This window comes from Gelidibacter sp., from assembly GCF_035515035.1.
Classification (GTDB): domain Bacteria; phylum Bacteroidota; class Bacteroidia; order Flavobacteriales; family Flavobacteriaceae; genus Gelidibacter.
In genome coordinates this window covers 14,766-27,589 of the sequence record NZ_DATJCA010000115.1, presented here as the reverse complement: position 1 = coordinate 27,589, position 12,824 = coordinate 14,766, and the positions used below count along the sequence as shown (strand labels likewise).

Below are 12,824 nucleotides of genomic sequence, written 5' to 3'. Positions count from 1 at the left end.
AAGACTGGTTCGTGAAGCTTTGGAGTTTGGGACGGTTATTTTTTTCTGAAATTTTAAGACCAGTGATTTAAAACTGAAAACAGTAAAATGAAACACATCCACTATGGACTGAAGTACCCTACCAGACTGCAGTCAAGTAAAGGTTTTTAATACAGACTGAAAGTCTGTTAATTCGTGGAATGGAAAGTTTCACATTATCATTTACGGAATAGATTTGTGAAAATCTGTGATCCCGATAGCTATCGGGACGTGTCTAAAAAGTATAGCGTAAAATGTCAAATTTAATTTTAAAATATTCGTGGATCCTGTTGTTTGCTTTTTTATTGAGCAATACAAATGGAGATGCACAAAACAACGCCTATATCGCCAATAAGGATTTGGTCGATTTTGTAAACCCTTTAATGGGAACAGATTCATCCTTCGATTTATCCAACGGAAACACCTATCCCGCCATTGCCACACCTTGGGGCATGAATTTTTGGACGCCAATGACTTCTAAAATGGGTGATGGTTGGACTTATAAATACCGTGAAAATAAAATCCGCGGAATTAAACAGACCCACCAACCAAGTCCGTGGCTGAATGATTATGCCGCATTTTCATTGATGGCGGTAACGGGCGATTTAAAATTTCAGGAAGATGAGCGGGAATCTTGGTTTTCGCATAAGGCAGAAACGGTAACGCCTTATCATTATTCGGTTTATTTGGCCGATTATGATGTGGTGGCTGAGGTTACTCCGACAGAAAGAGCGGCCAGTTTTAAATTTACCTTTCCAGAATCTGAGAATTCCTATATCATCCTCGATGCTTTTAATAAAGGATCCATGGTGAAAATTATTCCTGAAGAGCGTAAAATCATTGGCTATGCACGGAATAATAATGGTGGGGTTCCAGAAAATTTCCATAATTATTTTGTGGCCGAATTTGATACTGATTTTGAAATCAACCACACTTGGAAAGATGGCTGGCAATTAGTTGAAAATACAACGGATAGTGAAGGCGAACATGTGGGAGCGATCATCGGATTTAAAACAAAAAGAGGAGCTGTCGTTCATGTGAAAGTGGCTTCGTCTTTTATTAGTCCAGAACAAGCACAATTAAATTTGTCAAGGGAAATTGGCGCGGATACATTTGAAGAGACCAAGAAGAAAGCAAAACAATCTTGGGAAACCGAATTGAATAAAATTCAGATCGAGGATGATAATATCGATAATCTGAGAACTTTTTATTCTTCTTTATACCGAGTGTTATTATTCCCGAGAAAGTTTTATGAGTTTGATGCCAATGATGAGGTGGTTCATTATAGCCCGTATAATGGTGAAGTGTTACCCGGCTATATGTTTACCGATAACGGATTTTGGGATACCTTCAGAGCGGTTTTCCCATTTTTTAATATGATGTATCCAGAGCTTAATGGCAAGATTATGCAAGGCTTGGCCAACACTTATAAAGAATCGGGTTGGTTGCCGGAATGGGCAAGTCCCGGACATCGCGATGTGATGATTGGCTCCAATTCGGCACCTATTATTGCGGACGCCTATTTAAAAGGTGCCAAAAACATGGATGCTGAGCTGTTGTTGGAAGCGGTGTTGAAAAATGCCACCGTGGCCGAGGGTAGACCAGTAAATTCAGTAGGAAGAGCTGGTTTGACTTATTACAATCAATTGGGCTATGTGCCTTACGATGTAGATATCAATGAAAATGCCGCCAGGACTTTAGAATATGCCTACGCCGATTTTACCATTGCTCAAATGGCTCAAAAAATGGGTCAGCCTAAATTGGCTGAAAAGTACTTTAAACAATCAATGAATTATAAGCATTTGTTCGATCCTTCAACCAAATGGATGCGTGGAAAGAACAAAGATGGCAGTTTCCAAAGTCCGTTCAATCCTTTAAAATGGGGAGATGCGTTTACGGAAGGCAATAGCTTGCATTATACTTGGTCTGTTTTTCATGACATCCAAGGGCTGATCGATCTAATGGGTGGGAAAGATCAATTTGTTGGGAAATTGGATGAGGTTTTTGAAATGCCACCAAAATTTGATGATTCCTATTATGGATTTACCATTCATGAAATTAGAGAAATGCAAATCGTAAATATGGGGAATTATGCCCACGGCAACCAACCCATCCAACACATGATTTATTTGTATAACTACGCTAATCAACCGTATAAAGCTCAAGAAAAAGTCAGGGATGTTATGGCCAAATTGTATGCGGCCACGCCTGATGGGTATTGCGGTGATGAAGATAATGGACAAACATCCGCATGGTATGTGTTTAGTGCTTTGGGCTTTTATCCGGTGACGCCTGGTGTTGATGAATATGTGATAGGAAGTCCGTTGTTCAAGAAAGCAACTTTGCATTTGGAAAACGGCAACACTTTTGAAATCACCTCCAAAAACAACTCAGAATCCAATGTCTATATTCAGAGTGCTGAATTGAATGGGAAACCATATAACAATACATTTTTGAAATTTGATACCCTTCAAAACGGAGGGGCTTTAGAATTTAATATGGGCAAATCCCCGAATAAAACTTGGGGAACTGCCAAAGAAAGCGTGCCCTATTCATTAAGCACCTCAAAAAACAAACCTAAAAGATGAAACATTTCTGGTCATTATTCACGTTCTTGATTTTAAGTAGCAATTTTGTAATTATCGCACAAGAAGAACCTGCCGATTATGTCAATCCAATTATTGGTACCTCTAATTATGGCGCCACCTTTCCTGGACCTATAGCACCAAGAGGGATGGCGAGTATCAGTCCATTCAACGTGGCTGGACCGCAAAATTTGCCTCTGGAAAAAGACAGCCAGTGGTTGTCCAATCCTTATGTGCATGAAAATACGTTCTTAACAGGCTTTAGTCATGTCAACTTAAGTGGGGTAGGCTGTCCTGATTTGGGTGTACTATTGTTAATGCCAACCACGGGCGATTTGGAAACGGATCATTTAAAATATGGTTCCACCTATAATGAATTAGCTAAGGCTGGCTATTACAGTACACAAATTGACAAATACGACGTCAGGGCAGAGTTTACGGCGTCCACAAGAGTTGGCGTGAGCAAATTCAGCTTTCCAGAAGGTCAAGCAAATATCCTATTGAATTTAGGGGTTGGTCTGACCAATGAAGAAGGCGCCATGGTGCAAATTGTATCGGATACCGAAATCCAAGGGATGCGTTCGGTTGGATCGTTTTGCTACAACAGCCCAGAAGCGGCATATCCTGTTTATTTTGTAGCGAAATTTTCGAAACCTGCGGATAATTTTGGTGTTTGGAAAAAACCGGCGATTTATGAAGGAGTAGAAGCGCAATGGATGGGTTATAATGGGAAAACGAGAATTATGGAGAAGTCAACTAAAATGGTAGTTGGCGATAGCATTGGAAGTTATTTCACTTATAACTTCGACAAACCAGAAACTGTTGAGGTTAAAATTGGTGTGAGTTACGTCAGTATTGAAAATGCACGTGAAAACTTAGAACAAGAAACGGGAGGGAAATCTTTTGAAGATGTGTACAAGGAAACTTATAATGCGTGGAATGAAACGCTTTCAAAAATTAGAGTGGAAGGCGGAACAAAAGACGATAAGACCATTTTTTATACGGCTTTATACCACACGCAAATCCATCCCAATACCTTGAACGATTGGAATGGCGATTACCCAGAAATTAAAACAGGAAAAATAGGGAACACCAAAGGCACCCGCTATACGGTGTTTTCATTGTGGGATACCTATCGCAATGTACATCAATTACTGTCGCTGGTATATCCAAAGCAGCAATCTAATATGATACATAGTATGTTAGATATGTACGATGAAAACGGCTGGCTCCCAAAATGGGAATTGAATTCCACCGAAACCTTTACCATGGTGGGCGATCCTGCAAGTATTGTCATTGCCGATACTTACTTAAAAGGTATTCAGGATTTTGATGTTGATAAAGCTTACGAGGCCATGTTGAAAAGTGCCGATCAGCTTGATAATAATCCATTGCGACCAGGCCTAAAGGATTATATCGAAAAAGGATATTTAACAACCGATCATGGCGGATCGGTGTCAACCACCCAAGAATACAATGCCGCCGATCATGCCATCGCATTATTGGCAAATGCATTGGGCAAAAAAGACGATTACAAGCGATTTAGAAATCGTTCGCTATCCTATAAAAAGCTTTTTGATAAAAATTTAAAAATGTTGCGACCAAGATTGCAAAATGGCGAGTGGTACGAACCTTTCGACCCAAATGCAGGGGCCAATTTTGCTGAAAATGTTGGTTTTATTGAGGGTAATGCATGGCAGTATTCGTTCATGATTCCGCATGATGTGCCTGGTTTGATAAAATTAATGGGTGGTAATAAAGGATTTACCAACCAGTTGCAAAAGATTTTCGATACCAAGCAATTTGATATGGCTAACGAACCGGGGATTGCGTATCCGTATCTGTTCAATTATGTGAAGGGTGAAGAATGGCGCAGTCAAAAAATGGTTGAGGAACTGCTCCGGAAACATTTTAGAAATACGGCTGATGGACTTCCTGGAAATGACGATACCGGTACCATGTCCGCTTGGGCAGTCTATTCCATGATGGGCTTTTATCCTGTATCACCTGGCGATCCAAAATATACCATTACCAAACCTTTGTTCGATAGAATCACTATTCAATTAGATTCTAAATATTATAACAACGACGCCTTGGTCATCGAAAAAGTTGGCACTGGCCGAATAAAACAAATTTTAATAAACGGTAAAAAACACAAGGGCTATTTTGTTAGCCATGACGAAATGGTGAACGCTAAAACACTTAAAGTCATTTTAGAATAAATAATCTTGCGGAGACCTTTCAGGTTTTAACCTGTCCGCCGAAGGAGGAAAACCTGAAAGGTCTGGCTAATTAACAAAAGAAAAATCCTGATACATGAAACTCAAATCCTTCCTCATTACATTCCTATTTGCAACACTCTTTTCAGCCAACGCACAAAAACCTTCAACCTACAAGGTCTTTGAGAAACAACCTATAAACTTTATTGGCGAAAAAGGTACAGATGGGGAAGCTGTCAGATTAATGGACGGCCGTTTGGTCTATAAAAAAGTAACGGTACCTACATTTGCAAACGGAACTGATGTAAAAATCAAATTGACTGTGCGTTCCGCTGGCGATCGTTGGGACAAATCCGGTTCTTGTTTTGTGGTCACCGACCCGGAAAAACTTTCCATTCTTTCCATTGCGGAAAAGGATAAGAAATTCCCGACCGATTCTTATGTCGATGATAAATACGCGGGATTCGTCACTGGAAAAAATTATAGTCCGGTTGTGGAATTAATGCGATTTATGACCCCGTTTGGTGTTGGCTATTACAGTGATAATAAGGTAAAATATAGACGACCTGTTTATATCCCTTCATGGGAAAAACAGGTGGTTTGGGAACATGATATCACCGAGTTGGAAAGCTTGGTCACCGGTACATTTTATGTGGGGGTTTGGATTGACAGTTGGACTGCCGAAGGCTATGACTTTGATATGGAATTGACCTATTCTAACAGAAAACAGCAAAAAGTGTCGGTGTTACCCATAGTGAATACAATTCCTTATGTTGGCGGGCAGCAAATACCTGATAATTTTGCTCATAAAGACCTGGAGCAAACCATTCGTTTAAAAAAGGATGCAAAAAACGTAAAACTCCATTATATCACAACAGGACACGGTGGGCATAGCGGCGGTGATGAATTTATTAAAATCAAAAACAGTGTCTATTTGGATGGTATATTGGTATTGGATACCATTCCGTGGCGTGATGACTGTGCCTCATTTAGACGTTTCAATCCAACCTCAGGTGTGTGGATCAAGAAAGATTCGGCGTCCTATATCAGTCGAGAAACCAATAAATACGAAATTAAGGAAATTGAAGAGCGTATTGCATCTTCAGATTTGTCACGCTCCAACTGGTGCCCAGGATCTTTTGTGGAACCCATGGTAGTAGATTTGGGTAATTTGAAAGCGGGAGCTCATAATATCAAAATTAAAATCCCGGCAACGCCTATTGATGGTGATAAATTAAATCATTGGCTGGTTTCGGCGTATTTGACTTATGAATAGATTGTTGATTTTTGAAACGGATTAAATATTAAATCTATAGAAAATAGGGTAGTATATTTATTATGTCATACATAATACTATTCGTGAAATAATGCTTAATTTTAGCGCGTTTATAGTAGTGTCAATCGTTAGAGATTTAGAAAGTCATTAATTTATTGTCAGTTTTCAGATCTGCTATAAATAATTATTAAAAGTTTAATTAAATATTCTATATAAATTCTTATGATAGTTTTAAAGAAATCGATTTCTGCAGTTTTCCAATTGGTCCTTTTGTTTCTTGTGGTTTTCAAAGTTAATGCCCAAGAAAAGAATCCTATTGCGGATTACGTGCATTATATTATGAATGAGGCAGTAATCAGCGAAAATAAGATGGACGCCCATGCCTCCTTCACCTCATTTACTTCAGAAAAGGCTGCGTTGAGCAACACACCAAAATACCATCAATTATTGGATGGGATTTGGAAATTCAATTGGGTAAGAAATCCGAAGGATCGCCCAACCACTTTTATGGATCCAACCGAAGATGTTTCCTCTTGGGATGATATCAAAGTGCCATCCAACTGGGAAGTAGAAGGCTATGGCATTCCAATTTATGTCAACCACCAATATGAATTTGCTGATTATAAAGCCCCAGTTGCTGATGATATGGAATTTGTGGACAAAATTTATCCTGCACATCCTGGAAAAGTACCCAGTGAATACAATCCAGTAGGTACTTATGTTCGTGATTTTACAATAGATAAAGATTGGGATGGCAAGGAAATGTTCCTGCATATCGGAGCCATGAAATCAGGTGGCTTTGTGTGGCTCAATGGAGAATATATTGGTTATTCTCAAGGCAGTAAATTACCGGCAGAATTTAATATTACCAACGCAGCAAAACCTGGTAAAAACAAAATCGCCATTCAGATTTTCAGATGGACAGATGGATCGTATTTAGAGTGTCAGGATTTCTGGAGAATTAGCGGCATTGAACGCAGTGTGTATATCTATGCACAGCCAAAAGTAAGGATCAAGGATTTTGAAGTCGTTTCCATCTTGGATGGTGCTTATAAGGATGGTATTTTTGAACTCTATGTGGATCTTGAAAATCATCTTTCGAAAACGACCAACGGCAACGTTTCTTACAAGTTGTTGGATGCAGATCAGAAAGTTGTTACTTCTGAATCAAAATCATTTGCAGCAAAAACTTCAAATAATGATCCAATTGAATTCTCTGCCACACTTCCAAACGTCAAACAATGGAGTGCGGAACATCCTAATTTATACACGCTTCTGATTGAAACAAAAGATCAAAAAGGAAAAACGCTTGAGGTGACCACGTCAAAAATAGGTTTTAGAAGTGTGGAAATTAAGCAAGGTTTGCTTTTGGTCAATGGGCAGCGGATTACTTTAAAAGGCGTGAATACCCAAGAAGCCAATCCTGAAACTGGACATGTTGTAGATGAAGAATTGATGATGAAGGACATCCGTCTTTGGAAAGAAAATAATATCAACGCGGTGCGTTTGAGCCACTACCCACAGCAAAGACTGTTTTACGAACTTTGCGACGAGTACGGTTTGTATGTGGTTGATGAAGCCAATATTGAATCGCACGGCATGTACTACGGAAAATATTCATTGGCAAAAAAACCAAGTTGGGAAAACGCGCATGTGGATCGTATGGTGCGTTTGGTAAAACGCGATAAAAACCATCCTTCTGTGATTATTTGGTCCATGGGGAACGAAGCTGGAAACGGCGTCAACTTTTTTGAGGGTTATGACCAAATGAAGAACAATGACAAGACCAAACGTCCGGTGCAATATGAGCGTCCTTATAAAGATTATGACGGCAGTATCTGGGACATGGATTCCAATACGGATATTTTAGTACCCCAATATCCAACGCCGGCAACTTTTGAAATGATAGGAAAAACCAAAACTGACCGTCCCTATATTCCGAGTGAATATGCGCACGCGATGGGGAACAGCACTGGGAATTTTAAGGAATACTGGGATATTATTGAATTATATGACAATCTACAAGGTGGATTTATCTGGGATTGGGTAGATCAGTCCATTTGGAAAACGGATGAAAACGGGGAACGATTTTATGCCTATGGTGGTGATTTCGGAGAAAATATGCCTTCAGATAATTCGTTTTTGAATAATGGCATTGTATTCCCTGACCGTACGCCGCAACCAGCATTACACGAAGTTAAAAAAGTCCATGAGTTCATTAATTTTAAAGAAAAAGGGATCAATCATCATGATGAATTACGCGTGTTACTTGAGAATTTGTACGATTTTACCGACTTGGATCAATTTGATTTTACTGCAGAAATAAAAGCAGATGGAAAAGTTTTAAAAACAATTCCGTTTGAGACTATTTCGGTAGAAACCCATACAGGGAAGTTGATTAGAATTCCTTTAAAGGACATCGATTATAAAGAAAATACAGAATATTTTGTTGAAATTTCAGCAAAGACAAAAGCGCCTTGGGGACTGCTTCCAAAAGGATTTGAAGTCGCTCATGAGCAAATTCCTTTATCTGAAAAATATAAAAAGGAAATTACTGAGATCGGGAATACCGGAACTTTGAAAATTAAGGATTCGAAAAACAATCTTGAGATTTCGAACCAAAACTTAAACTTGATTTTCGATAAAGAAAAAGGACAAATTATATCCTATGTTTTTGAAGGCAATGAACTGTTGAAAGACGGCAATGGTCCAAAACCAAATTTTTGGCGCGCGCCAACCGATAATGACTTCGGTAGCCAGATGCAGGCTAAAAATATCGAATGGAAAAAAGCCTCACTGTTCATGAAAGTTTCGAAATTGACTTCTAAATCAAACCAGGACGGTAGCGTAACCATTGACGTGACCTATAATTTACCGGGCGTTGATACCACATTTGAATCGCAGTATCAGGTTTTTGGAAATGGTGTAATCAAAATTGATAATACGCTCAATGAAACCAATTATTCAGGAGACATTCCTCGTGTGGGCATGCGGATGCAACTACCAAAAAAATACGAGCACATGACCTTTTTTGGTCGTGGGCCGTGGGAAAACTATATAGACAGAAAAGCCTCTGCATTTATTGGTTTGTATGAGTCGAAAGTGAAAGATCAGTACGTGCCTTATGTTCGTCCTCAAGAAAATGGGTATAAGGTTGATGTGCGTTGGTCAGCTTTTTCTGATGCCGATAATAATGGTTTATTAGTCGTTGCAGCAAATCAACTTCAAGGTTTGGGCATTGGTGCATTGCATATGCCTAATGAGGATTTTGATACCACTTCCGGCATTGCCTATAGCGGCACCGATGTCTTGGAAGACGAATTTAAAACAGATGGCATTCCGCAGATCAATGCTTCCAAGCATATCAATGATATTAAAGAACAGGATTTAGTGCAGTTAAACATCGATTTAGGACAACGTGGACTTGCAGGAGATAATAGTTGGGGAGCAAGACCGATGGATAAATACCAAATGAAAGGCGAATCCAAACATGCTTATAGTTTTTATATGATTCCCTTCAAAAAAGGGTCTGAAGATGATTTTATCACTTGGAGTAAATTGTATGGGAATCTGAAATAATTGTGTAAGAGAAAGAAGATCAAACCATGAAAAAGATAAATTATATATTAAATGCGGCATTTCTGTTGGTAATAGGAAGCCCGTTAGGTCAAGCACAAACGCTTGATCCCGTCATCGAAAATCCAGATGTCGTAGGCATTAATAAGTTGGATGCTCGCGCCACTTTTTTTCCATACAATTCTTTAGAATTGGCCAAGGAAGATGATGTGTCAAAAGCGGACAACTATATGTTGTTAAACGGGATTTGGCAATTTAATTATAGCGATACGCCTGAAGTACGGCCAACCGATTTCTATAAAGAAGATTTCGATACCTCAAATTGGAATACAATAAAAGTACCTTCTAATTGGGAAGTAGAAGGCTTTGGGATTCCTATTTATGTGAATGCCACCTATCCGTTTCAAAAGGGAGAATTGAATCCACCGGAAATTCCGGATGGCGATAATCCTGTAGGCTCTTACAAAAGAACCTTTGAGGTTCCGAATAATTGGAACGGTAAAGATGTGTTCATTCATTTTGGTGCGGTAAAATCGGCGTTTTACATCTGGATCAACGGTAAAAAAGTGGGATACAGCCAAGGTTCGAAATTGCCCGCAGAATTTAATGTGACCAATTTTGTTAAACCTGGAAAAAACAGTATTGCATTGGAAGTGTATCGTTGGAGTGACGGAAGTTATCTGGAATGTCAGGATTTCTGGAGAATTTCAGGGATTGAACGTGATGTGTATTTATACGCAAGACCAAGTATTCAGTTAGCCGATTATTTTGCAAAAGCTGGATTGGAAAACAATTATACCGATGGCGTTTTTGATCTGTCCGTGGATTTGAAAAGTATCGATCCTAAAAAGCAAAAAGGAAGCATCGCCATTGAGATCACAAGAGATAACCAAGCGGTGTATAGCACGTCTTCGGCTTATGAACTCAGCCCAAATTCGAAAGAAACTTTTAACTTCAAAAAAATCCTTCCCCAAGTAAAAACCTGGTCGGCGGAAATCCCGAATCTCTACCAACTCAACATTGTCATCAGAGACAGAAAAGGAAACGTTATTGAAGCCATTTCCAGAAAATTAGGCTTTCGTACCTCTGAAGTGAAGAATGGCAATTTCTTGGTCAATGGAAAACCAATTTTAATCAAGGGCGTTAACCGTCATGAACATGATCCAAATACGGGACATGTCATTTCCCGAGAAGATATGCTTAGAGATATTCAAATCTTTAAGGAATACAACATTAATGCGGTAAGAACTGCGCATTATCCCAACGATCCCTATTTTTATGAACTGTGTGATGAATATGGCATATATGTGGTGGATGAAGCCAATATTGAATCGCATGGCATGGGCTATGCATTGGATAGAACCTTGGGGAATAATCCAGCATGGTTAAAGGCGCATTTAGAGCGCATCAATCGCATGGTGGAACGCGATAAAAACCATCCATCCATTGTGATTTGGTCCTTAGGTAACGAAGCTGGAAACGGTTATAATTTTTATGAAGGCTATTTATCTGCTAAAAGAATAGACAATACCCGACCTGTGCAACACGAACGTGCCGTCCATGAATGGAATACCGATTTGTACGTGCCAATGTATGAAACTCCGGAAGACGTAGAGGCTTATGCCAAAAATGACAGAAGAACCAAACCGTATATTCAATGTGAATATGCACATGCTATGGGAAATAGTATGGGCGGATTTAAAGAGTATTGGGATTTATATGAAAAATACGATAAACTACAAGGAGGTTTCATCTGGGATTTCGTAGATCAAGGGCTAAGAACCATTAAAAATGGTCGGGAAATTTTTGCCTATGGCGGTGATTTTGGACCAGAAGGCACACCAAGTGATAATAACTTTCTAAACAACGGCTTGGTGCAACCAGACCGAAGACCTAATCCTCATATTCACGAAGTTGCACATATACATCAAGAAATTAAGTTTTATAAAAATGATCTTGCCAATGGCGTAATTGATCTTAAGAACTGGTGTTTTTTTAGGGATTTGTCAAACTACAAACTAAATTGGGAAGTGATTGCCAATGGCGAAATTGTAGAATCAGCAACCATTGACGATATCGTAACCGAACCGCAAGCTAAAAAAGCTATCAAAATACCTTTTAAAACGGCATTTAAAAAGGATGTAGAATATTTCCTAAATGTGTCTGCGGCATTAAAGTCGGACGAGCCTTTATTGAAGGCAGGATATGTTGTGGCTTACGAACAGTTTAAATTGCAAGAAGGAACAATTCAAGCTCCTGAGAAAGCCACTGCATCCGTAAGTTCAAAAACGCAACGAGATGTAATTACGGTTACAGGAGAAAACTTCACCATTACTTTTGATCAAAAATTGGGTACTATCACCGATTATAAATATAATGATGAAACCGTGTTAGAGAAGGGACCACAGGTCAATTTTTGGCGTGCGCCTACCGATAATGATTATGGTGCAGGAACCCAAAAAACCTATAAAGTATGGAAAGATGCAGGGACGTCAGGAAAGGTCGACACTTCTGTAAAACAACTTTCAAAAAGTGAAGTTGAAATTATATTTACAAGAGATTTATTCGATGGCGATGCCAAATTGATTGAAACATTTGTTGTGGATGGCAACGGAGTGATAAAAGTATCCAACCAATTGAAAGCGCTAAAAGGGGAGTATCCAAATTTCTATAAGTTTGGAAACACACTGCAACTTCCAGAGGGCTATAAGAACATCACTTTTTATGGCAAAGGTCCTTTCGAGGCTTATGCAGACAGGCAACATGCCGCAAAAGTTGGTCTGTACAAGCAAACCATTGAGGAGCAATATTTCCCATACATCCGACCACAAGAAACAGGAAATAAATTAGATGTGCGTTGGGCAGCAATTACCAGAGCAGATGGATCAGGAATTAAATTCATGAGTGAAAAGCCTTTCTCGGTTTCGGCACTTAATTTCCGTGAGGACGATTTGCATACAGGAGATGCGAGAGCCCAACATCACGCGGGAGAAATTGATTCGCGCAAAGAAGTGTTTGTTAATATTGATGGCTTCCAACAAGGTTTGGGGAGTATCAATAGCTGGGGAAGATTGCCCTTACCAGAATACATGCTGACGTATAAGGACTATTCTTATTCGTACTGGATGGTGCCAATTGAGAAATAATAGC

Annotated in this window: 5 protein-coding genes; all 5 read left to right on the top strand. The window is 39.3% G+C overall.

Annotation, left to right across the window (positions count from 1 at the left end; translation table 11 throughout):
• The first annotated feature begins 272 nt into the window (after positions 1-272).
• The 5 genes from VLZ86_RS09865 (at position 273) to VLZ86_RS09845 (ending at position 12,820) form a co-directional block, all read left to right on the top strand.
• Positions 273-2,606: a GH92 family glycosyl hydrolase gene (locus tag VLZ86_RS09865; protein WP_325450841.1), complete on the top strand. Its 2,334-nt coding sequence runs from the start codon at positions 273-275 to the stop codon at positions 2,604-2,606.
• Positions 2,603-4,825 carry a GH92 family glycosyl hydrolase gene (locus VLZ86_RS09860; RefSeq protein WP_325450839.1) on the top strand — a complete coding sequence of 741 codons (2,223 nt, stop codon included), beginning with the start codon at positions 2,603-2,605 and terminating at the stop codon, positions 4,823-4,825. Before VLZ86_RS09865 ends, VLZ86_RS09860 begins: the two co-directional genes overlap by 4 nt.
• Positions 4,826-4,919: 94 nt before the next feature.
• The gene (locus VLZ86_RS09855; protein ID WP_325450837.1) at positions 4,920-6,098 is read left to right on the top strand and encodes a PNGase F N-terminal domain-containing protein; all 1,179 of its coding nucleotides are present in this window, start codon (positions 4,920-4,922) and stop codon (positions 6,096-6,098) included.
• Between the two features lie 222 nt (positions 6,099-6,320).
• Positions 6,321-9,677, top strand: coding sequence for a glycoside hydrolase family 2 TIM barrel-domain containing protein (locus tag VLZ86_RS09850; RefSeq protein ID WP_325450835.1), 3,357 nt, complete (start codon positions 6,321-6,323; stop codon positions 9,675-9,677).
• Positions 9,678-9,703: 26 nt separating this feature from the next.
• Positions 9,704-12,820, top strand: coding sequence for a glycoside hydrolase family 2 TIM barrel-domain containing protein (locus tag VLZ86_RS09845; RefSeq protein ID WP_325450833.1), 3,117 nt, complete (start codon positions 9,704-9,706; stop codon positions 12,818-12,820).
• Positions 12,821-12,824 lie beyond the last annotated feature (4 nt).